This window comes from Streptomyces sp. L-9-10, assembly GCF_004151105.1.
In the GTDB taxonomy this organism is placed as follows: Bacteria; Actinomycetota; Actinomycetes; order Streptomycetales; family Streptomycetaceae; genus Streptomyces.
On record NZ_PHRF01000146.1, the window covers coordinates 77736 to 100001 of the forward strand.

Below are 22266 nucleotides of genomic sequence, written 5' to 3' on the forward strand. Positions count from 1 at the left end.
GCGTGCTCGACGGCAGACGAGCGCGGGGCTTAATCAGTTGACCGGGTGGCAACGGCTGGGCAGGCTCCAGCACGACCCGCCTGCCCCTACCGGGAGATCTACGGATGACTTCTCACCTGCACGCGCTCTGCTTCGATGCGTACGACCCGCTCCGTCTCGCGCGCTTCTGGGCGGACTTTCTCTGCTGGGAGACGTCCGATGACACCTCCGACGGCATCACACTGCTTCCCAGCGATGACACCGGGTTCCGGCTCCGCTTCCTCCCGACCCAGGAGCGGAAGACAGGCCAGAACCACATGCACTTCGATCTGACGAGCACGTCCCTCGACGACCAGAAACAGGTGGTGGAGAGGGCGATCCAACGCGGCGCCCGGCACATCGACATCGGCCAACGCCCGGAGGAGGGACATGTGGTGCTCGCCGACCCCGAGGGCAATGAGTTCTGTGTCATCGAGCCGGGTAACAGCTTCCTCGCCGAGTGCGGATTCATCGGAGCGCTGGCGGGCGATGGTTCGCAGGAGACCGGGTACTTCTGGAGCCGAGCGCTGGGCTGGCCGTTGGTCTGGGACCAGGACCAGGAGACCGCGATCCGCTCACCGCACGGTGGTCCGAAGGTCACGTGGGGTGGTCCACCCCTGATGCCGAAGACGGGGAAGGAACGGCTGCACTTCGACCTCGCTCCACCGGCCGGCAGTGACCAGCAGACGGAGGTCGACCGGCTCGCCTCCCTCGGGGCAACGCGCATCGACATAGGCCAAGGGGACGTCAACTGGGTGGTGATGGCCGACCCCGACGGTCACGAGTTCTGTGTGCTGACCCCCCGATAAGCCCCGGAGCGGGGGCACGTCGCCGGGACAGCGAGCTGCGTCCCTGCTCCGCCCGAAGGACACTCCATCCACCGCGACGAGCAGTTGTGACTGAGCACTCCCGTCGGAGAGTTGAGCGGTGTGGTTGGCGAGCGAGCTGATCGCGACCCGACACACAAGCTCTCGCCGCCCGGATCGACCGGGACTCCGCAACCCGCCCACCCGGAGTGGTGGCGCATGAGCACACGAGGTTCAGGTGTCGGGGTGTGGACAAGGCTCCGCGTCAGGACCGGGCGAGGACACAGAACTCGTGGCCCTCCGGGTCGGCAAGACACGTCCACGGGACGTCGCCCTGGCCGACGTCGAGATCGGTCGCACCGAGAGACCCCAGCCGGGCCACCTCCGCTGCTTTGTCGTCACCGGGCTCCGGCACCAGGTCAAGATGGACGCGGTCCGGCACAGTCTTCACATCGGGCGAGCGGAGGAACTCAAGATACGGGCCGACCCCCTTGGCGGACCGCCACACGGCATGGTCGTCGGTCACCTCGTGCAGGGTCCAGTCCATCGCCTCGTCCCAGAACCGGGCCATGGCCCGCGGATCCGCGCAGTCGACCACCACCCGGGCGATCGGCCCGGTGTCCCGGTAGATCTCCCGAGGCTCCAGCACGCAGAACTCATTGCCCTCCGGGTCGGCAAGGACCATCCACGGCACATCGCCCTGGCCCACGTGGGCAGGCTTCGCACCGAGAGCCTTCAGACGTGTGACCAACTCCGTCTGATGGGCCGCGGAGGTGGTGGCGAGATCGAGGTGCACACGGTTCTTTGTCGTCGTCTTGGGTTCCGGAACGGCAACGACGTCAACGCAGACACCGACCGGGTCCAGCCAGTCGAAGCCGACGGGTTCGGCGGCGGTCGCGCCCGACCCCTCACCGGCGACGCTCCAGCCGAGCGCCCCCGCCCAGAACCGGCCGACCGCCGAGTCGTCAAGCGCCTTTATGTTCACCAGGACAGGTCGCAGTGTCATGCCGGCGATCCTATGCACCGCTCGCAACGACATCCGCAGGCACCGTCGCCACACAGAGGTCAACCCGCCCACCAGCCGCAACGCTCAGCTCGCCAACTCGGTGCTGTCCGGCCGGTCATGACCGGCCGACCGCCGGACGGCCTGACGGGCGTGGGGTGATCATGGTCGCGGACCAGCCGACGGAGACACAGCCGACGAAGACACAGGGATAAGGGGTAGGGGAATCATGGTCGCGTTCCACATGTCCGCGCTGGACGGAGTCGCCCGCAACGCGGCGCTGCCGACACCGCTGCTGCTGCGCTTGCTCGCCTTCGACGGCGGCGGTGACGGCCCGCCCCGTCACGCCCTCCAGCGGGCCGGACTTCCCGAGCCGGCCGTCGCGGTGATCCTGGCACACCCGAATCCTGGCGCGCGGATCGACTTCGCGATGAGCGCCAGGGCCGAGCCCGCGCAGCGGGCCCGGCTCGCGGACGACCCCTCCGCCGAGGTGCGGGCCGCTCTCGCGTACGGACCCGAGTGGCGCGACCCGCGTACGACGGTCGCGCCGCTGCCGGACGACGTGTGCGCCCGCCTGCTCGACGACCCCGACCGTTCCGTACGGGCGGCCCTGCTGGACTCGCCCCATCTGGTGCCGTCGTTCTTGGCCTCGCTGGCCACGCACCGCGACCCGGCGGCGCGCCGGAGCGCGGTGCGCGCGTGGGAGAGACTGCCGCCGGGCGAGCGGTCGGCGCTGCTTGCCGACCCCGACCCCGAGGTGCGGCAGGCCGCCGCGCTGAGGGAGTGCCGGGGGGACGCACGCGTCACCGCCGAACTCCTCCGCGATCCGAAGTCCGCCGCCGAGGCGCTGCGACGTGGGCTCCTCCACCGCGCCGACGCCGAACGGTGCGTCGCCGAGCGGACGCACCTGGCCGCCCTCGCCGAGAACCCGTCGCTGCCCACCGACCTCGTGGAGCGGCTCGCCGTCGACCCCGAGGAGGCCGTACGGCTCGCGGTCTCCCTCAGGCCGGAACTGGACGAGACACGACGCATGTCGATCGACTTCACAGTGGAGGCCTTCGCCAGGGGGGACGTGGAGTGGGTACGGGACGGCCTCGCCGACCCCGAGGTGCTGCGACGGGCCGCGACCTCCGCCCACCCGCTGCTCCGGCGCACCGTCGCCCAGAGCCCCCACCTGCCACCCGACCTCATGCACCTGCTCGCACGCACCGAGGACCCGCTGGTGGAGGACCTCCTGGGCATGTACCACCCCGTTACCCCGGAGGAGGTCCTGATGCGTGTGTACGCGCGGCTCGGTGGCACGTTCTCCGCCTGGATGGCGGAGACGCACCCCCGCTTTCCCCGCGAGGGTCTCGCCGCGCGCTACGCGGACCACCCGGACGGCAACTACCGCCGGCTGGCCGTCCGGGATCCGGCCGCCTCGCCCACGCTGATCGAACGGCTCAGCCATGACCCCGCGGTCTGGACACGCCAGGCGGCGGCCGGTGATCCGCGCCTCCCGTTCCACCGGCTCCGTGAGGCGCTTCATGTCCCTGAACTGGCCTCCAGCGCGGGAGCCAACCCGGCGCTCCCCGAGGACGAGATGGCCGCTGTCCTTGACCGGGCCGGCGTTCCCGACTGACCGCCGAGCAGAACGCCCGGCCCCTGCACCGCCCGCCGACACGACGGCACGCTGCGGCTGATCGTCTTCATGGGAGGGGCCACCTGCGCCACACTCACCCTCGGTGGTGGCGCCCGGCTCGCGGGTCTGCTGTAGCGATGCTGAGGCGCGATCCAGAATTTTCGGAGTCCGGCGGTCCGCGGATGTCGAGAACGTGCCACCGGCTCCGTCCCAGGGACATCAGCGGCCACCACCGGCCGCACGAGGAAGAAGAGGAAGAAGGAGAAACCAGCATGGCGATTCAGCGGATGGACAACGTCGGCATCGTCGTCGAGGACATGGATGCCGCCATCGCGTTCTTCGTGGAACTCGGTATGGAGCTGGAGGGCAGGGCGGAGGTCGAGGGCCTCTTCGCCGACCAGTGCACCGGACTCGACGGCGTCCACTGTGACATCGCGATGGTCCGGACCCCGGACGGTCACAGTCGGCTCGAACTGGCGAAGTACCGCAGCCCCACGGCGATCAGCACGGGGCCGCGCAACCGGCCGCACAACATTCTGGGCACGCACCGCGTCATGTTCGCCGTCGACGACATCGAGGACACCGTTGCCCGCCTGCGCCCCCACGGCGCCGAACTCGTCGGCGAGATCGCCCGGTTCGAGGACAGCTATCTGCTCTGCTACGTCCGCGGCCCGGAGGGCATCATCATCGGACTGGCCGAGCAACTGCGCTGAGAACGAGGAACCGAACCTTGCGGCCGTCCTGGCATCACCTCGCGCACCGTGCGCCGTGACATCGACGGCCCCAAGGCCACCCTGTTACGGCCGAGCTACCGAAACCTCCAGGCCCGGCCCGGGGCACACCTGCTCAAACCCGTCCGCCGGCTCATCGAGTAGGTCAACGACTCCCTCAAAGGCAAACTCGACCTCCAACGCCACGGATCAGCGAAGCTCTTGGTAGGTGACCGCGCTCACCGAGTGCGGCGGCTCCGACGGCCTCTGTAGCCTGACATCACTGACATCGCTGACGTCCGGGGGGAACCGTCCGTGGGGACATCCTGTCCGTCGCCATCGGGGCCGCTATCGGCCTCGTAGGGGTCCTGTTCGGTTCGTGGTTCACCGCGCGCCGACAGGACCACATGTGGCTTCGCGAACAGAAACTCAAAGCCGGAATCGGCTTCAACACGGCCGTGGTTCAGCTACTGGACTACCTCAAGGAAGCACAGCTGAGCGACGACGGTCCCGGAGCCAATGAGTTGGCGAACCGGATGCAGGAAGCACGCTCAGCCCTCTATCTGCTCTGTGCCGGCGACACCGTCGACCTCGCCGATGCTCTCGCGCGTCGGGTCTGGAGCACCCGGCCCGCCGACGGCAGGGACGATCGCAGGGCCGAGTTCCGAGAGACGTTGGACCTTCTGCATCGCTTCACCCGTCAGCTCCGGCAGGAAATCGCCAGATCGTAGTCCCCATCGGATCACCGGGCGGACTTGCAGGCGACCCGGCCGCGGGAGCGGGCAGGTACGGGGTGATGTTGCGCCGGGCGCGCTCGATGTACTCCTCCTTCTCGCCGACCGGGGCGACATAGTGCAGCGCGCTGTCGGCGGCGTCGTTGCCCTTGAGGCGGGCGATGATCCATGCGGCGAGGTAGTGCGAGGCCAGGCAGCCGCCGGCGGTGGCGATGTTGTCCCTGGCGTAGAAGGGCTGGTCGAGCACCTCAACGCCCGCGGCGACGACCCAGGGCCTGGTGATCAGGTCGGTGCAGGCGGGGATGTCGTCGAGCAGGCCGAGCCTGGCCAGCACGAGCGCGCCGGAGCACTGCGCCGCGAGGAGCTGGCGCGAGGAATCCAGGTCGCGCAGGATGCTCATGACCGCCGGGTCTTCGACGACCTCGCGGGTGGCGATGCCGCTCCCGACGATGACGGCATCGGCGGCGCACGCCTCCTCCAGAGTGGACATCTGCTCGATGACCACCCCGTTCATCGACGTCACCTTGGGGCTGGGGGTGGCGATGGTGACACGCCAGTCGTCGGTCTTGACGCGGTTGAGCACACCGAGCGCGATCAGGGAGTCGAGTTCGTTGTAGCCCTCGAAGGTGAGGATGGCGATGTGCACGGCGGCTGTCCTTCGGTATGAGTGGGGTGGGTCCTGACGGCAAGGACCCACGAAACGGTAAGGACCCACGAACAGGACAGTCAAAGAATTGTCATGGATACAATTCGGCGCATGGCAGCCCCGCGTTACAAAACGCTGGTCGACGCGTTCGCATCCGACATCCGTACCGGACGGCTCGCCGCGGGCGTGCGGCTGCCGACACACCGCGGGCTCGCCGCTCGTGAGGGCATCGCCGTGGTGACGGCGACCCGGGTGTACGCCGAGCTCGAAACGATGGGTCTGGTGAGCCGGGAACAGGGCCGCGGCACCTTCGTGCGTGATATCGCGGTTCCCGCCGGTCACGGCATCGATCAACAGGTCGTCGCCTCGGACGCGGTCGACCTCAACTTCAACTATCCGTCGCTGCCCGGGCAAGCCGATCTCCTCCGGCAGACACTGCGAGAGGTGGCCACCTCCGGGGATCTCGACACGCTGCTGCGGTACCAACCACACCGAGGCCGTCCCCAGGACAGAGCCTCGATCGCACGACACCTGAGGCGTCGAGGAATCACCACCGACGCGGATCAGGTCCTCATCACCAACGGCGCACAGCACGGCCTGGCCGTTACCGTCATGGCCTCGCTCAACGCCGGCGACGTCGTCGCGGTCGACGCACTCACCTACCCGGGTTTCAAGGTGCTCGCGCATGCCTTTCATCTCGACCTGGCGCCCATACCCGCAACCGCCGACGGGCCGGATCTCGATGCCCTGGAGAGGCTGTGCGCGACCCGCCCGGTGCGCGCGATCTACACCATGCCCACCCTGCACAACCCTCTGGGCTGGGTCATGCCGGCAACCGACCGAGCCCGCCTGATCGAGCTCGCTCGACAGCACGGACTGCTCATCATCGAAGATGCCTCCTACGCCTACCTGGTCGAAGACCCTCCACCGCCTCTGGCCGCGACCGCGCCGGACATCACCGTCTACGTCTCGGGACTGTCCAAGAGCGTCGCCACCGGCCTGCGGGTCGGCTTCGTCGTCGCCCCGTCTTCTGCGGTGCCCTCTCTCGAACGCGCGATCCGGGCGACTACCTGGAACACCCCCGCCCTCACCACCGCGATCGCCTGCCGCTGGCTCGAGGACGGCACGGTGGACCGCTTGGAAGCGCAGAAACGAGACGACGCCAGGACCCGCCAGTCACTCGCCGGACAAGAACTGGCGGGCCTACCACTCGTCAGCCACCCCTCGTCCTACTTCACTTGGCTGCCGCTGCCCGACGACGCACGCGCCGATCGCCTGACCGCCGCCCTCGCGCGCCGGCAGATCTTGGTGACCACGGCCGAGCCGTTCTCCACCTCGACGCACACACCGCAGGCGATCCGCCTCGCTCTGGGCTCGACCGACCTGGACAGTCTCCAGTCGACGCTGCGTACAGTGCGACGATTCGCCATCGAGGACGCCTCCACCTGAACCCCTCAACACGCGCGAGACCCTCGTCCTCGTGCACGACCTCACCGAGCTCGGCGTCTTCCCGGGCACGCTCGGCGGGAAGCTCGCCATGGACACCGGCGGCGCTCCGACCACGTGTTCCGACGGCTTCTCCTCGCCCGCTTCCCAGAGCTCGGCGAGGATCTCCTCGCGTTCCGCGGTCTGGACAACCAGGTCGTACCTCGCATCCGGGCAGCCCGGTTCGAGCAGCCAGATCACTCCCGCGAAGAGCCCACCGCCATACCTCTGGACGAGCCGCTTGTAGTCGGCCGGCAGGGCGATGCCCAGCGTCTCCTCCACGGCGGCCCACTTCACGGTTCGGCCACCGCCGGGCGGCGGGCAGAGACGCGCCAGCGGTTCGGTATGGCGCAGGCTCCGGGCCATCTGTATATCGCTCGGCAGGGTGCTGAACCGCGGCGAAGTCCTCGCGGCATCCAGTACCACCGCGCGCATCCGGTCGCCGACCGCGGCGCGGGGCGTGTCCGACCACCATGAGGAGTGTTTGGTCCGGTCGATGAAACCTTCGTACCCGTCCGCGTGAACAAGGGTCCCCGCGGCGGCTACGGCCGTGACGACCACGTCGCACTCTTGATGATCGGCAAGCATGGCATCCACCCTGCACCACGTCGGCCGGGAGGAATGCAGCGGGTGGACGGGCCACTCCCGACCCGTCCGTTCTCGCCGAAGCCAGCCGCCGTCTCCATCAACCCAGTCGACACTGTGCGCCGCTGCTCCAAGCCGTCCCCGGAGACGATCGCCGAGGTGCCCTGCCTCCGCACACCCTGCGCCCGTAGATCCTGAACTCTGCCGGTCGTGAGCTGATCCGGCACGGGTTCGAAGACCTCGGGCTGCTCCGGATCTTCGCCATGACAGCGGCGGACAACAACGTCTCCCGGGCGACGATGGCTGCCGGCGGGTTGCAGTGCGTCCGTACATTCCATGCGGACGCCGGTGACTGGCCTCCGGGCACCGATCTGCGCGCAGTCGAGTATGCGATCACCCAAGAGAGGTGGAATACCCAGAGATCCACTTGATCACCGAGCGGACCGGTCCGCCCCTGTCCGTCGGCCTATCGAGTGGCTTGCTCGGTGACCGGGCGCCCCGGTGCCGGCTCAGTGAACGGAGAACCCGCCGTCGACGAAGATCGCCTGCCCTGTGACATAGGCGGAGGCTCGGCTCGCCAGGAACACCGCCGCGCCCGCGAAGTCATCGGCCAGACCGTTGCGCCCCACCATGGTGCGAGCGGCCAGTGCCGCCACCTTCTCAGGATCAGATGACAGCCGTGCGTTGAGCGGGGTCATGACGAAGCCCGGCACAAGGGTGTTGCAGGTGACGCCGTACGGCGACCACGTCTCGGCCTGCGAACGGGCCAGTGACTCCAACGCCCCTTTGGAGACGCCGTAGGCGCCGCTCTGGACGAACGCCCTGTGCGCCTGCTGGGAGGTGATGTGGATGATCCGCCCGAAGCCCCGTTCCGCCATGCGGGGCCCGAACCGCTGTCCCAGCAGGTAGGGCGCCTCCAGGTTCACCGCCATCGTGGTGTCCCACACCTCCACGCTCAGCTCACCCATCGGGGGCCGCAGGTTGACCCCGGCGGAGTTGACGAGGATGTCGGGCTCCCCGAATGCCTCCGCCGCCTGCTCGGCCGCTGCGCGCACGCCCTCGCGCGTGCCCAGGTCGGCGCTCACCCAGGCGGACCGGCAGCCGTCGGCCGCCAGCTCGCCGACCGTCGCGGCCAACTCCTCCTCCCCGCGCGCCACGACCACGACACTCGCCCCCGCACGTGCGAGGGCCCCGGCGATAGCGCGGCCGATACCGGAACTGCCGCCGGTCACCACGGCGACCCGTCCGTCCAGCGAGAAGAGTTCCGAGAGATAGGTCTGCGAGGTCATGCCCGGGACCCTAGACGGCGAGTCCCCGGCGCCAGTGGTCGGGGCAGTGTTCAGATCCAGCAGTCACTTCCGCGACCGGATGTGTCGGCCGCCTCAAGGACTGGACGGTGCGTACGAGGTCTCTGTCGGGGCACCGCAGCTCGACGCGGCCAATCGGCCCAGCCTCTGCTTGCACCTCCAACAGCGGTACATCTCGCCCCCATTGCACGAGCCGGCTATCGATACCGTTGCCGGAGTTGCTGCACTCCACGGTTCTGGCCCAACTTCTGTGGACGGTCCGTGAGTACTTCCGTACGCGAGTCCAAGTGCGGGGCGGCTGCGGTGGCGACGGGATTCGAACCCGCGGACGGATACGGGCAGGCCCGCCCCGTCTCCGTCAGTCGACCTGAGGGGGCCTCCCCACGCCGATCGCAATGGGCCGCTCTGCCACACCACCGCAGCCTGCGGGAACGCGCGCTGACCCGTTCCGCTCAGAGTAGAGATATCGACCTCTGCAGACGAACCCTTATCCGGAACTGGAAGGCCTCCTGCCTCCGGCCTCCTGCCACGGGCCAACCGACCCCCTGACCGCCCGGCTCGCATGAAGGGAACGGACCGGCGAAAGCCGACCACGTCACCCGGTTACCGGTCTTCAGGCGGGCCGAGTACGCCGCGCTCACGCAACAGCGCGAGGCCTTCCAGTTCGCCGGGCCGGGACAGCGGGACCGACTCGACGTCAGCTTCGGCTGCCCGGATACGGCGGGGACCCGTGAGATCTGCCGGAGTGGGCGCTGAAGGTACGGGCCGGGGGCCGCTCCCCAGCTGACGGCGCACAGTGCTCATGCGCTGATCGTAGGCCGGTGCCAGACGCACCGGAGTCTTGGGGCGGACTGTCCGCACTCGCCGCCGGCAGGGTCTGGCGCGGTCGCGCCCCCGCCAACGCCTGGTCGTGGCAGGCGCTCTGGCGCAGGCGGCGGCAGTCGCGCTCGCACCATCACGGGTGAACTGCCGAACTCAGATCCTCCAGCCCACCAGCGGAAGGCGGATGCCGGTGAGCAAGCCCACGAACATCACCGCGGACAGGAGCACGACCGCGACAAGGCGCAGGGCGATGACCGAGTCTGCGGCGGTGCGCAACGGGTACCAGGGGACCAGGCGCAGCAGCCAGGTCAGCGCAACCGAGAGCCCGAACAGCAGCGCCAGGGCCGCGATGTCGTCGTCGCCTGTCACCTGGACCGGGGCGCTCTCGTCGAGGTCGTAGCCCTCCGCGTACATCGCGAAGGCGAGCGCTCTCCAGCAGAGGGCGGCGAACAGCGTCACGCCGGTTTCCAGGAGTGCGAAACGCGGTCCCTGCCGCGACGGGAGAAGCGACAGAAGCACGACCGGTCTCCGGGATTCGTGAGGGCCAGCAGGCCGCTGTCCGGGGCGGTCCAGATGGTCGACGTCTTGGTGCGTTCCGACAGGGCCGCCACGCGCTTCTCGGTCAGGTCCGCCGCGACGCGGGCGCAGGCGATGTCCCCTCGTGTCCCTGAGAACGGTTTTCCTCACACGAGCTGTGACCCGCGGCCGGAGCGGATGGTTGTACCGGGCTTCAACGTTCGTCGCTCAACGGCCCCTCGCCTGACGGCTTCTTCCGCCGATGAAACCGGACCGGAGTGGTGCTCTTCGTCCGCGACCAGCTCCGCCGACGCATCCGTACGGGCAAGGGGCACTGCCCGTTCCCCGTCACCCTTCACGCAGGTCCGAGCGGACTCCGCCTACGCGCGGGACCTGTTGCCGGGCTGGACCGCCGATCGTCCGTCGATATCCCCGCGTCCGTCTTGCGGCGCCGGGGAGCCAAGGCTGCCGCAGCACAGCGAAGCCCGCTGAACCCCCGCACCGACAACTGGACCAAGATGCAGCGGCCCGTCGGCTGACCATGGATAACACGCCGCGAAATTCACTTGCAGTGCCTGCCTACAGTGCGGACATGCCCATTTCGCTGCACCTACAAGAGATCACCCCTGACAACTTCGGGGCCGCGATCAACCTGAGGGTCCGCTCCGACCAGGAGCACCTGGTGGCACCCGTGGTGAAGTCGCTCGCCGAGGCATACGTCCACCCCGGCATCGCCTGGCCCCGGCTCATCTGCGAGGGCGACGAGACAGTCGGGTTCCTCATGGCCTTCTTCCACATCGACTGGACCGGCGAAGGCACCGACTTCCGCTCCGGACTCTGGCGTCTCAACATCGCGGACGGAAAGCAGGGCCGAGGCTACGGACGCTTCGCGGTGGAGTCCGTAGCCACCGAGATCCGGCGCCGAGGCGGCACACGCCTGACCACCACCTGGCATCCCGGACCCGATGGCCCCACAGGCTTCTACCTGGCGCTCGGCTTCCGGCCAACGGGCGAGACCAGCGGAGACCAAACAGTGGGCACGCTGAAACTGGACTGAACCCGGGTTTCGGTCGTCGCGTACCGAGACCGGCGGCCGGCAGGTGCAGGGCCGGCTCTCGCTCCATGACGGTGCCGAAATCCGAACCGTCACCGGAGAAGGTTCGAGTGGGCGCCTCGGCATCTGGGGAGGCTGAGGTCCTCAGCTGGGGAGTGATGCCCAGAAGCGGCGCAGCACGTCTGCTCCCCGTTCGGGGTCCTGGAGCATCCAGTAGTGGGTGAGGCCGTCCAGTTCCGTCAGCTGGGCCCCGAGCCGTTCGGCCATGTCCCGGTCCTGCGAGGGCTGCGCCATGGGGTCACCGGTCGGGGCCAGTATCAGTCCCGGGGCGGCGGCGGGACGGTCGAAGTCCTTGCCCCAGTCGGCGTGGAAGTTGGGCCAGGCCGAGCGGTAGAGCGCCAGGATGGCGGCGCTCATCTCCTTGTCGTGGACCTCATCGATCTCTTTCGCGAGTTCGGCACCCAGGCCTCGGGGGCGGAGGAGGTCGCCGAAGGTGGGGCCGCTGGTGGTGGGTGACTTGCGCAGTCCGGCGAGCGACTCCTCACCCTCCGGGCTTTTCTGCCAGAAGGTGGCCGCCTCGTGCCACTGGTAGTCGGGATGCCAGCCGTGGGCGACGTCGGACACCCAGGTGCGTACCGGCACGTCGTAGGCGGAGACGACCCGCATCGTGAGGTGCGCGCCCCAGTCGTGGCCGACGATGTCGACCGGCCCCTCTATGGCACGGAGTTCGCCGGCGAGCCAGGCCGCGTAGGTCTCCTTGTCTCGCACATGGGCCGGACGGGGGCTGCCGAAGCCGGGCAGCCGCAGGGCCACGGTCGGCCGCTCGATCCGTTGCCGGATGTCGTTCCAGATGGTCGGTGTCTCCGGCACTCCGTGCACGAATACGACGGTCATGACTACTCCCCCAACGAGTAACTGGATCGGTTATCCACTTCACCGTAACATCAACCTGATAACCTATCCACCTAGCGCTGAGAGGGAGGACGAATGCGGGCCGACGCCGCACGGAACAGGCAGAGGATCTTCGACGAGGCCCACCGCGCCATCGCCACCGGAGAGGTCACACTCACCCTCAACGAGCTCGCGCGCCGGTCCGGCGTAGGGGTCGGGACGGTCTACCGGCTCTTTCCGACCCAACGGGCGATGCTGGAGGCCATCCTGGAGGACTCCGTACGCGGCCTCGTCGCCGTGGCGACCGAGGCGGAGCAAGACCCGGAGCCCGTCCGAGCCCTCATCGGGTTCCTCCATACGGCACTCTCGGCCGCCCTCGCGCAGCCCGGCCTCATCGACATCCTGATCACCGCGACCGACGAGACGGACTCCCTGCGCCAGGCCAAGGCCGAACTGGGCGCGGCCGCTTCCCGCCTACTCGAACGCATTCAGCCGGCTCCCGCTCTCACCGGCGAGAACCTGCTCAAGCTCCTGTGCGGACTGATCCACGCCGTCAACGAGCATCCGGCGGACCGACAGGACGCCGCGGCCGATGCCTACCTCCGCATCCTCCAGGGCGGCCTCTCTCTGAGCCCCGGCCCGTAGACGGCGCCGACTGCTCACGCCCCGCGTCTCGCGTGGCCCAGACGAGTTTTCGAACTCCAGGAGGTGGTGAGCTTCTCTCACAAACGACGGAGTTCGGCCGGCTCGATCAGAGACCTACAGTGTCCGCGAGGCCATTGGTGTGGGCACGCAGGAACTCTTCGGGATCGCTCAGCGTATCCGCCGCGTAGTGGCCGAAGGCGTCGAAGAGAATGGCGCCGATGACCGCGGACCACAGACCGTAGGCGCGGGAGACATTGCCCACCGGCATCTCGAAACCGAACACTCCCCGCAATCGCTCCATATCCGCGCGGACAGCCGGGTTGAGCGGCGCCTCCACCGTTCTCAACTCGCCCGCTTGCCAGGCGTCCTCGACCAGTCCGGCGAGAGCGAGGGCAAAACGCGTGCCGGGCTCCACGGTCTGGTCGCCGGGAGCCGCGTAACCGGGCACCGGTGTGCCGTAGAGCATGGCGAACCTGGACGGTTCACGAACGGCCCAGGCGCGCGCCGTGAGTGCTGCCACCTCAAGCCGCTTGCGGTACGACAGGCTCGACGCCGCCGCGAGGGCCGCGTCGACCTCGTCGGCGAGTTCGTTGTACGCGTCGACGATCAGCAGGGTGATGAGCGCTTCGCGGTCATGGACATAGCGGTAGAGCGCCGACGGGACGACTCCGATGTCCCGGGCCACGGCCCGTAGGGACAGGTCGGCCGGAAGTACCGTTGCCAGGTGCTCGCGTCCCACACGCACGATGTCACGCATCATCTGCTCGCGTGCTACTTGCCGTGAAGTGACCATGCGCCCACCCTATAAGTCAACGGTGCGCCCTCTTGAACCGACAGTGCTCCCTGCTCAGAGGCGGGGGCGGAGCCGCAGCGCAGGGCCGGCCGTGGCATCCTGGCCGGCCCTGCGGACACGACGGCTCAAAGCGCGTTCGCCGGAGCATCGTCACGCTTGATGACCCGCCACGACTGCCACCCGCGGCAGACGATGTACGCGAAGATCGTGAGTGCCGCGACCGTGGTGTCGGTGACCGAGGACTGCATACCCTCGGTGGTGTCCAGGATTGTGAAGGCGAGCACCGTTGCCGCGGCCTTGTGGAAGATCACCATTTCCCAGATCGCCGGAACCCGGCGCGGCCGGTACGCGAGCATCGCCCACATCGCGCTGAACACGAGGTATCCGAAGGTTCGCCAGCCCTCCACCATCATGCGGTCGTCGCTCGCGTCCGCCATCAGGAAGAACCCGTTGATGAACACCGCGAAGGTGACTGCGGAGTTGAGGGCCATCAGGCCGCGGCCGATGCGGTCCCAACGCCGGGACGGGGCACTGCGGACCGTGATGGTTGCTGTGGTCACGACGGACATCCTTTGAGCGAGGGAGCAAGAAACGAGAACACTGTTCTCTGTTGAGAAGGACGATGCCCCATCCTCCGGACAGAGTCAAGAACAGTGTTCTCGTTCAGTCGGGGCCGCGGGTGCAATACCAAAGACCCCCAGGAAGCCCGGGACGCCGTTCACACGAACACCTCCCCGGTGCCGTGCACGGCGGTGAACCGTGCGCGCGGCGAGGCCGGGTCGTCGAGCTTCTCGAACCCCCGCCAGGGCCCGTCAGCTGTCGGAGCGGAATGCGCCGTGGACGCGCAGGTTGCCCTGGATCGCCACCTGGTCGTCGTTGACGTGCATGAGCCAGTCGGTCCCGTTGCGGACCGACAGGTGGCCGTTGGCGTTCACCTTCCCGATGAACAGCGACTCCTCCTGGACGCGCAGGCCGCCGTTGACCGATATCTTGTCGTCGTTGGTGTGCAGGATCCAGTCGCCGCCGTTGCGGACCGACAGGTGCCCGTTGGCGTTCATCTTCCCCTCGAACTGCGACTCCCCGTGGACGACGAGGTCGAACTGGTCGTCCTCGGTGGTCAGTTTGCCCCTGACCGTCAGGTCGCCCGCGCGGACCGCACCCCCGACCTCCAGGTTCCGCATCGGCCGCAGATCGCCGTTGACGGTGAGGTCGCCCCCGGCGACGACGTTCCCGGCGGCGTTCACCTCACCCTGGGCGTCCAGCCGGCCGTGGACGACCAGACGGGGCGGACCGTCCTGCGTCTCCAGCACGTTGTCGACGGTCAGCCCGCCCTGGAGGGTGAGGCGTTCTTTGACCTGGGCGCGGCGGGTGACCAGGTCGTCCAGGTCCGCCTTGGCGGCTGCGACGGTTCCCCACTGATGGTTTCCGGCGCCTTGGTACACGTTCAGGCCGGCGGAGGGGAAGGCGATCCATCCGTCGTCGGCTGTGCGGCCTTGCACCCACGCGGTGTTGATGCCGTTCAAATCCGCCTTGTCGCCGGCGACGGTGCCCCACGCCTGCTTTCCGTCCTTGCGCACGTTCACACCGGACTGCGGGAACTCGGCCCAGCCCTTGCCGCCGTCGCGGTCGCCGACCCACGGGGTGTTCACGCCGTTCGCGGCGCTGACCTTGTCAGCCGTGACGGTACCCAGGTCGCTTCCCGCGCCATGGCCGACCGTGATCCCGGTGGGCGGGAACTGGATCCACCCGGCGTCGTCGCCGCGGCCTTGCACCGAGGTGGTGGTGACGCTGTCGACAACAGCCTTGGCGGCCGCGACGGTGCCGGGCGCGTGGGAGTCGTTGTGGATCTGCGCACCTTGTGCGGTGAAGGTGATCCGCCCCTTGTCCGTGGTGCCCTCGACCCACGGGGTGTGGAGTCCGTCGGTGGCGGTGACGCTCTCGAACTCGGGGCTGCGCAGGTGGACGGTGGTGGTGAGGATGTGCTCCGGGGGCTGCTGCTGAGCTGACGAGGCGGCTGTCAGGGTGTAGGTGGCGTCCCGCTTCGGCTCCTCGTCCGCCGCCGGCGTCCACTCCCAGCCGGTCCCGGCCTTGTGCGGGGGGTTCTTCGAGGGGCCGTCCGGTCCATGGATCTGGTAGGTGAAGGTATCGGATCCCTCCCACTGCAGGACGACGCTCTTGCCCGCGGCCACCAGAGACTGCTTCGGACGGAAGTTGCGCGGCGCCTTGGGAGCCTGCTTCAGCAGGCTCAGCGTCACCGGAGAGTCCTGCTTCCAGGGACCGTTCCACACCGTCTCCGTCACCCGCAGCAGAACCGGTCCCGGCACACTGGAGACCGGGAAGCCCTCCAGCACGAGGATCATGGAACCGCTCGCCTTGAAGTACGTGGTGGGCTGGGGGGTCACGGTGAAGACACCTGTCGTGGCGTCCCAGTTGGTCAGCGGCTCTTCCCCCGGCTGCCTCGCTTTGTCCGGCAGGACCCGAGCCGTGATCGCCTTCGGATCGGGCGTCAGGGCATCCTCCTGTTGCCCGAAGGGCACATGCACCGTGAGGGAAACCCAGGCCATGTCCTGGTCCTTCGGGTTGGAGACGACGATGTAGACCGCTCCCTTGGACGCTCCGCCCGCCGCCGACACCTGGAGCGGAGCCGGGTCGGTGAGGATGCTGTAAACAAGAAAAGCCACCGCTGAAAACCCCCCTGGATTCTGCTGCGCGTGCGTCCGTCCTCACGGGCTGGTCCCCGTATGGTCCATACCGCTGTCCCGCCGGACAACCCATGAATCCCGATGCGCCACAACCGGCGCGAACCAGACCCACGCTGGCCGAAACAGCGATTACCGACGTTCCGGTGCAAGGTCGTCAGGGCAAGCCCGGTCGCGAGCGCCCTTCGACCGCGCCGGCTGGAGAAGCCCCGCAGCAGGTGGCGGGGTCCGTGAGGAGGGCGAGGGCGGACTTCTTGTGGGCGAGATGGCCGCCGGGGAGCCGCCGGTTTCCCACGCGTGCGGGAGGGGGCGGCGGCGCGGGGGCCGGTGGCAACGAGATGAGTGGGTCATTCCTGGGCGAAGGCGCGCATCGCGGGGGTGTCGGTGTAGATGTCGGCCGTGACCAGCGAACGGCCACGGTCGGAGTTCGGCGGTCCGGACTCCCCCGGGCCGGTTTCGTCCTCGGAACCATCACGCGTGCCGGCCGTTCTGCGCATTTTCGATGGCCGTCGGGTGTTGACGCCGCATCAGGTCGCGTTCAGCGCCACCGTCGGGTGGAGGCGGGAGGCGCGGATCGCCGGATAGAGGCCCGCGGCCACGCCGATCAGGAGGGTGGCGGCCAGGCCGCCGGCCAGGGACCAGGGTGGGATCACCGCCGTCCACCCCTGGACCCGCGCGAAACCGTACGTCGCCACGGCGCCCAGCAGCGCGCCCGTCACCCCGCCCAGCGCCGACAGCAGCAGCGACTCGGTCAGGAACTGGAGCCGGATCGCGTTGCGGGTCGCGCCCAGCGAGCGGCGCAGGCCTATCTCCTGGCGGCGCTCCAGGACGGAGATGACCATGGTGTTGGCGACGCCCACACCGCCGACCAGGAGGGCCACCGCGCCCAGGCCGAGCATCAGGGTCGTCAGTCCTTTGTCGGCTGCGGCCTTGGCGGCCAGCGCGTCCGAGGGGCGGGAGATCTTGATGCCCGCCTCGTCGCCGGGGCTGATGCTGCGGGCCAGGACCGCTCGTACGTCCTCCACCGAGGCGTCCGTGGAGCGCTCGAAGATGGTGGTGGGGTGGCCGTCGAAGCCGAAGTAGCGTTCGGCGGCGGGGAATCCGACCATGGCCGTCCGGTCCAGGGTGGGGACCAGTTCGAGCGGTTCGAGGATGCCCACGACGACCACGCGCGTGTCGTTCATCATGATCGTCTCGCCGGTGTGGGTGATGCCGAGACGCTCCGCCGCCACCGCGCCGAGGACTGTCGTCGGAAGGCGTTCGCGTACCGGGTTCAGCCAGCTGCCCTTGTCGACCGCTCCCCCGAGCGTGGACAGCAGGTCGATGCGGGCCGCCTGGGTGGTGACGCCGACGGTGCGCTCCTCGGGCACCACGTCGCTGCGGCGGATACGGGCGTCGACGTTGCCGGTTGCCGTGGCGTGCCGCACCGGGCCGATGCGCTCGACCATCGCGACCGCGTTCTTGGGGAGTTTGACCGGCTTCCCCAGGTGGGTCTCGCCCGCGTCCGCGGTGAGGAGGTTGGTGCCGAGGCGGTCGAGCCGGGCCATCAGGTCCGCTCGACTCGACTCGGACAGGCCGACGACCGCGACCATCCCACTGTCCGAGAAGGCCCTCAGCGTCCTCGCCAACGTTACCGGAGGGACCATCCGCTTACCGGGTCCAGGGGCGCACCACTCCCGGGCCGGTTGAGCATGCGGTGCATGGCGTGGACACCGAGCCCGAACATGGCGAGTTCAGGCGCGCCGTGAGTGTGGGCGCGCTAACGGCTGCGGCCGCGCAGGCGGCGTATGCGCGACACAGCCCAGATCCCGATCCCGATGACCGGGAACACGATCAACGACATCCTCGCGATGGCGTAAATCCCCCCGAAGAGGAACACGAACAGCAACTCCCATATCGAGGGGTCCGGTTCCATGCCCTGCCTTCTTGACGTGGTTGCTCAACGTTGGCTCTCACGATGACGCATGTGCCGCACCCTCCGGTTCCGCCGGTTCCGCCACGCGCGGCACCCCGGCAGCGCGTCGACCTCCGGGGCGAGTTCGCGAGGCCGGCCCTCCTGTTCACTCACCAGGGAGCCCCGCCCGGTGGGGCTTCTCAGCCCACGGCGTGCCGGGAGCGGCTCATGACGGCGATGCCGACCGTTGCCACCAGGCCGTACAGGGCCGGTGCGAGGAACACGTGCGGCAGCCCGAACATGCCTACGCCGAGGCTGCCGGTCAGCCCGCCGAGGGCGCTGGCGATCGCGGGGGAACTCATGAAGATGGCCGAGGCGGTCGCGACGGCTTCGGGCAGCAGGCGTTGCGCGACGATGATTCCGAGGCCGGCGAAGACACCCCACACCCCGCCCATGAGGATCTGCCCGGCGAACATGCCGGCGGCGCTGCCGGTCAGGGCGAAGCAGAGGTTCGCGACGACGCCGAAGGCGGCGCCGAAAACCATCAGGCGCAGCGTGCCGATCCGGCGGGCGACGACCACGGCCACCGGCATGAGGATCAGTTCTGTCAAGGGCTGGATGCCGATCACCGCGCCGCTGACCGCCGTCGGCAGGTGCATGTCGTTGTTCATGTAGATCGTCAGGTAGCCGTACTTGATCGGCTCCCCCGCGTAGACGAGCACGTACAGCCCGGTGAAGGCCAGCAGGGGCAGCATTTCCCGTACCCCCGGGTGCCCGCCGGGGGTACGGGAACCCGGTGCCTCCGTCTTCCCTTCGGGCGTGGCCGCGGTCTGTGAGCCGGGGGGTGCCGAGCGGGTGCGCGCGAAGCCCATGGGGACGATCTGTGCGAGGGTGCACAGTCCGGTGGCCACGAGCATCGCGCGCGGGCCGGCGGCGGTGGCCAGCAGCGAGCCCGCGACGGGGCCCACGATCCATCCGCCGGTCATCGCCATGCGTGCGATCGAGACGATCCCGTCGCCGACGGGGCTGGCGGTGGCCTTCAGGTCGTCGTGCAGCGCGGCGAACAACTGGGAGCCGGCGGCACCGGCGAAGGCCAGGACCACGGCACTGATCACGAACGGCATCCATACCTGGTCCGCCAGGGCCATGGCGCTCCAGCCGAGGAATCCGGCGACGGCGCACAGCCGGAAGAGGCCCAGCCGTTTTCCCGTGCGGTCCGAGCGTGCGCCGATGAGGTATCCGGCGACCGGGGCTGTGATGCTCGTGAGGTAGTAGAGGCCTGCCGTGGTCAGCGAGACATGGAGGTCGTCGACGAGGAACAGGGTGATCTGCGGCGCGGCGGCCGAGGCGCCCAGCCCGGACAGGAACAGCGCGACGGTCGCGCCGCGGTAGAGCGGCGAACTCCACACCGACCGCATTGCGGACGGGCTGGCCGCAACGCTGCCGGCGGTGGGTATTCGTGACACGGCATGCCCCCCGGGAGATCAGGCTCAAGACGCCCCACACCGTATCTTCGAACAAACAGAACATCAATAGTGTTCATAAGTATGCTCTCAGATCAGATTCCCTGTTCACTCCGAGCGGGGTGCCTTCGCGTCGTCCGATGCGTGTCACAGCCGCCGGCGTCGGGCGGCCGGGGCTGCCCGCGCGTGCCGGCGGTCAGGGCGGTCAGTCCTTGATGGTGAATCCCGCCCGCAGCAGCGACTCGTCACGGGACGACGGACCGACCAGGAGCTCGAAGGCTCCGGCCTCGACGACGCGCTCGCCCTGCGCGTCCACGAGCGTGCAGGCGGCGACCGGCAGATCGATCAGGACCTCACGCGACTCACCCGGCGCGAGCGACACCTGCTGGTAGGCCTTCAGTTCCTTCTCCGCCCACGTCACGGAGGTGACGGTGTCGCTGACATACACCTGCACGGTCTCCAGGACGGGGCGCGGGCCCGTGTTGGAGACCGTGAGCCGCGCGTGGACCGAGTCGCCCGCCCCGAGCTCCGCGGCGGCGATCTCCAGGTCGGCGTACTCGACGGTCGTGTAGCTCAGGCCCTGGCCGAAGGCGAAGGCCGGGCTCTGCGTCAGATCCGCGTAGCGGCTGCCGTGCTGGCCGCGCACCTGGTTGTAGTACGTGGGCTGCTGCCCGGCGTGGCGGGCGAACGAGATCGGCAGGCGGCCTGTCGGCTCGACGAGACCGAGGACCAGTTCGGCAACCGCCCGCCCGCCGAGCATGCCGGGGTTGAACGCGTACACGATCGCCGCGGCGTCGTGCGCGGACGGCGGCAGGACCGGTGGCTTGGAGCCGACGATCACGACCACCAGCGGCTTGCCGGTCGCGGCGAGCGCGTCGAGGAGGGCGACCTGTCCCCCGACCAGTTCCAGAGTCGCCGTCGACCTGCCCTCACCCACCAGTTCGATACGGTCGCCCACGACGGCGACGACGTAGTCCGCGGCCTCGGCGTGCGCCACGGCTTCGGCGATCAGTGTCTCGGAGGGCTCCGCGGGGATGACGACCTCGGGCCGGGGCTGCCCGTCGGGGAAGAACGCGCCCTCCGGGTCGGCGTCGACGGTGAGGATGTCCGCGCCGCGGGCGTACGACACGCTCCAGCCCTCGGGGACATATGCGCGAAAACCGTCGAGCACCGTCGTGATCATCGCGCGTGGCTGGCCGTCGGGGAGCCAGTCCGCCTGGCCGGAGGAGCCGGCCCAGTCGCCGAGCTGGGTCTGGGCGTCGTCGGCGTTGGGACCGATGACGGCGACCGTGCGCGGCGCGATCCCCGCGTCGGCGACGGCGCGTCCTCCGGCATCCGCCTCGAATCCTCCCGCCAGGGGCAGGGTGCCGTCGTTGGTGAGCAGGACGAGCGAGCGACGGGCCGTCTCCAGGTTCAGAGCGGCGTGCTCCGCGCTGCCGATCACCTCGGCCTGGCGGGCGGGGTCGGGACGGCGCGGCCGCTCGAACAGCCCGAGTTCGAACTTGAGGGTCAGGACGCGGCGGACCGCTTCGTCGATCTCCGCCTCGTCGAGCATGCCCCGCTCGACCGCGTCCTGCGCCCCGCCGTAGAACTTCGGCGTCGTCATCACCATGTCGTTGCCCGCGCGGACCGTCGCCGCTGCCGCGTGTGTGTAGTCGCTGTGGATTCGCTGCTCCCACACCATGCGGCCGACGTTGTCCCAGTCGGTCACGAGCGTGCCGGTGTAGCCCCACTCACCGCGCAGCACGTCGTTGAGAAGCCAGTTGTTGACCGTGATCGGGACGCCGTCCATGGACTGGTAGCCCAGCATGAACGTACGGCATCCCTCGCGGGCCACCCGTTCGAAGGGCGGCAGGAACCAGGAGCGCAGCTTGCGCCGTGAGATGTCGGCCTCGCTGGCGTCCCGGCCTCCCTGGGTCTCGGAATACCCCGCGAAGTGCTTGGCGCAGGCGAGGATCGCCGTGGGGTCGGAGAGCCCGTCTCCCTGGTAGCCGCGGACCATGGCGGAGGCCAGCTCGCCGATGAGGAAAGGGTCCTCGCCGAAGGTCTCGCTGACGCGGCCCCATCGCAGGTCGCGTGCGATGCACAGCACAGGTGAGAACGTCCAGTGCACACCGGTCGCCGCAGCCTCCACCGCCGTCGCCCTGGCGACCCGCTCGACAAGGGCCGGGTCCCAGGTCGCGGCCATGCCCAGCTGGGTGGGGTAGATCGTCGCGCCCTCCCAGAAGGAGTGTCCGTGGATACAGTCCTCGGCCACCAGCAGCGGGATGCGCAGCCGCGACCGCTCGGTGAGTTCGGCCGCTTCGAGGACGCGTTCGGGCGAGGCGTGGACGACGGAACCCGCGTGCATGTCCGCGACGACGTGCACGCCCTCTTTGGCGTTCAGCTGCAGCATCTGGCCGACCTTCTCGGGCAGTGTCATACGGCTGACGAGGTCGTCGACCCGTTCGGTGACGGTCAGAGCGGGGTCGAGGTAGCGCGGGGAGGACGGCACAGGAGTTTCCTTTCACAGCTTTCGGTGAGAGGCGCGGGGAACGGCCCCGCGCACGGGGGCGCGTCGGCGGCCGAGCGCGC

General features: G+C 69.0%; 20 protein-coding genes and 1 tRNA gene. 7 read left to right on the top strand and 14 right to left on the bottom strand.

Annotation, left to right across the window (positions count from 1 at the left end; translation table 11 throughout):
- The first annotated feature begins 104 nt into the window (after window positions 1-104).
- Entirely contained in the window at window positions 105-827 is a 723-nt protein-coding gene (locus CU044_RS30820) for a VOC family protein (RefSeq protein WP_129772023.1), read from the top strand.
- Window positions 828-1089: 262 nt separating this feature from the next.
- Here CU044_RS30820 and CU044_RS30825 read toward each other — a convergent pair whose 3' ends face one another.
- Window positions 1090-1830: a VOC family protein gene (locus CU044_RS30825; protein ID WP_129772024.1), complete on the bottom strand. Its 741-nt coding sequence runs from the start codon at window positions 1828-1830 to the stop codon at window positions 1090-1092.
- A gap of 226 nt (window positions 1831-2056) precedes the next feature.
- Between CU044_RS30825 and CU044_RS30830 the strand changes: the two genes are divergently transcribed.
- The 3 genes from CU044_RS30830 to CU044_RS30840 all read left to right on the top strand — a co-directional run bounded on the left by CU044_RS30830 (window position 2057) and on the right by CU044_RS30840 (window position 4889).
- Window positions 2057-3448: a Mucin-2 gene (locus CU044_RS30830; RefSeq protein WP_129772025.1), complete on the top strand. Its 1392-nt coding sequence runs from the start codon at window positions 2057-2059 to the stop codon at window positions 3446-3448.
- Window positions 3449-3720: 272 nt separating this feature from the next.
- The gene (locus CU044_RS30835) at window positions 3721-4161 is read left to right on the top strand and encodes a VOC family protein (RefSeq protein ID WP_129772026.1); all 441 of its coding nucleotides are present in this window, start codon (window positions 3721-3723) and stop codon (window positions 4159-4161) included.
- A 320-nt stretch (window positions 4162-4481) separates the two neighbouring features.
- Window positions 4482-4889 carry a hypothetical protein gene (locus CU044_RS30840; RefSeq protein ID WP_345790163.1) on the top strand — a complete coding sequence of 136 codons (408 nt, stop codon included), beginning with the start codon at window positions 4482-4484 and terminating at the stop codon, window positions 4887-4889.
- Here CU044_RS30840 and CU044_RS30845 read toward each other — a convergent pair.
- Window positions 4852-5538 carry a DJ-1/PfpI family protein gene (locus CU044_RS30845; RefSeq protein WP_129772028.1) on the bottom strand — a complete coding sequence of 229 codons (687 nt, stop codon included), beginning with the start codon at window positions 5536-5538 and terminating at the stop codon, window positions 4852-4854. The two genes, CU044_RS30840 and CU044_RS30845, sit on opposite strands and share 38 nt — an antisense overlap.
- 111 nt (window positions 5539-5649) lie before the next feature.
- Between CU044_RS30845 and CU044_RS30850 the strand changes: the two genes are divergently transcribed.
- A complete protein-coding gene (locus CU044_RS30850; RefSeq protein WP_129772029.1) occupies window positions 5650-6987 on the top strand; it encodes a PLP-dependent aminotransferase family protein in 1338 nt (445 codons plus the stop codon).
- Window positions 6988-8117: 1130 nt separating this feature from the next.
- Here CU044_RS30850 and CU044_RS30865 read toward each other — a convergent pair.
- The 3 genes from CU044_RS30865 to CU044_RS30870 all read right to left on the bottom strand — a co-directional run bounded on the left by CU044_RS30865 (window position 8118) and on the right by CU044_RS30870 (window position 10196).
- Window positions 8118-8897 carry an SDR family oxidoreductase gene (locus CU044_RS30865; protein ID WP_129772030.1) on the bottom strand — a complete coding sequence of 260 codons (780 nt, stop codon included), beginning with the start codon at window positions 8895-8897 and terminating at the stop codon, window positions 8118-8120.
- Window positions 8898-9216: 319 nt separating this feature from the next.
- Window positions 9217-9333: transfer RNA gene (locus CU044_RS38870), tRNA-OTHER, on the bottom strand.
- A 557-nt stretch (window positions 9334-9890) separates the two neighbouring features.
- Window positions 9891-10196 (bottom strand): hypothetical protein, encoded by a 306-nt coding sequence (locus CU044_RS30870; RefSeq protein ID WP_129772031.1) that lies wholly within the window; start codon window positions 10194-10196, stop codon window positions 9891-9893.
- A 649-nt stretch (window positions 10197-10845) separates the two neighbouring features.
- Here CU044_RS30870 and CU044_RS30875 point away from each other — a divergent pair.
- Window positions 10846-11310: a GNAT family N-acetyltransferase gene (locus tag CU044_RS30875; protein ID WP_129772032.1), complete on the top strand. Its 465-nt coding sequence runs from the start codon at window positions 10846-10848 to the stop codon at window positions 11308-11310.
- A 141-nt stretch (window positions 11311-11451) separates the two neighbouring features.
- Here the strand turns inward: CU044_RS30875 and CU044_RS30880 are convergent, their stop codons facing one another.
- Window positions 11452-12201 (bottom strand): alpha/beta hydrolase, encoded by a 750-nt coding sequence (locus CU044_RS30880; RefSeq protein WP_129772033.1) that lies wholly within the window; start codon window positions 12199-12201, stop codon window positions 11452-11454.
- 93 nt (window positions 12202-12294) lie between these two features.
- Here CU044_RS30880 and CU044_RS30885 point away from each other — a divergent pair, with 93 nt between their 5' ends.
- On the top strand, window positions 12295-12843 hold the full coding sequence (locus CU044_RS30885; protein ID WP_129772034.1) for a TetR/AcrR family transcriptional regulator: 549 nt from the start codon (window positions 12295-12297) through the stop codon (window positions 12841-12843).
- 106 nt (window positions 12844-12949) lie between these two features.
- Here CU044_RS30885 and CU044_RS30890 read toward each other — a convergent pair whose 3' ends face one another.
- The 8 genes from CU044_RS30890 to CU044_RS30920 all read right to left on the bottom strand — a co-directional run bounded on the left by CU044_RS30890 (window position 12950) and on the right by CU044_RS30920 (window position 22186).
- A complete protein-coding gene (locus CU044_RS30890) occupies window positions 12950-13636 on the bottom strand; it encodes a TetR/AcrR family transcriptional regulator (RefSeq protein ID WP_129772035.1) in 687 nt (228 codons plus the stop codon).
- 125 nt (window positions 13637-13761) lie between these two features.
- Window positions 13762-14205: a hypothetical protein gene (locus CU044_RS30895; RefSeq protein ID WP_129772036.1), complete on the bottom strand. Its 444-nt coding sequence runs from the start codon at window positions 14203-14205 to the stop codon at window positions 13762-13764.
- Between the two features lie 243 nt (window positions 14206-14448).
- Window positions 14449-16317, bottom strand: a complete 1869-nt coding sequence (locus CU044_RS30900) for a polymer-forming cytoskeletal protein (protein ID WP_129772037.1) — start codon at window positions 16315-16317, stop codon at window positions 14449-14451.
- 365 nt (window positions 16318-16682) lie between these two features.
- Window positions 16683-16832 carry a hypothetical protein gene (locus CU044_RS38875; protein WP_165372014.1) on the bottom strand — a complete coding sequence of 50 codons (150 nt, stop codon included), beginning with the start codon at window positions 16830-16832 and terminating at the stop codon, window positions 16683-16685.
- Between the two features lie 30 nt (window positions 16833-16862).
- Window positions 16863-17927, bottom strand: coding sequence for an ABC transporter permease (locus tag CU044_RS30905; protein WP_193564117.1), 1065 nt, complete (start codon window positions 17925-17927; stop codon window positions 16863-16865).
- A gap of 167 nt (window positions 17928-18094) precedes the next feature.
- Window positions 18095-18250 carry a hypothetical protein gene (locus CU044_RS39255; RefSeq protein WP_205124123.1) on the bottom strand — a complete coding sequence of 52 codons (156 nt, stop codon included), beginning with the start codon at window positions 18248-18250 and terminating at the stop codon, window positions 18095-18097.
- A gap of 179 nt (window positions 18251-18429) precedes the next feature.
- The gene (locus CU044_RS30915; RefSeq protein WP_205124124.1) at window positions 18430-19695 is read right to left on the bottom strand and encodes an MFS transporter; all 1266 of its coding nucleotides are present in this window, start codon (window positions 19693-19695) and stop codon (window positions 18430-18432) included.
- Window positions 19696-19897: 202 nt separating this feature from the next.
- Window positions 19898-22186 (bottom strand): glycoside hydrolase family 3 N-terminal domain-containing protein, encoded by a 2289-nt coding sequence (locus CU044_RS30920; protein WP_129772039.1) that lies wholly within the window; start codon window positions 22184-22186, stop codon window positions 19898-19900.
- Window positions 22187-22266: the final 80 nt, after the last annotated feature.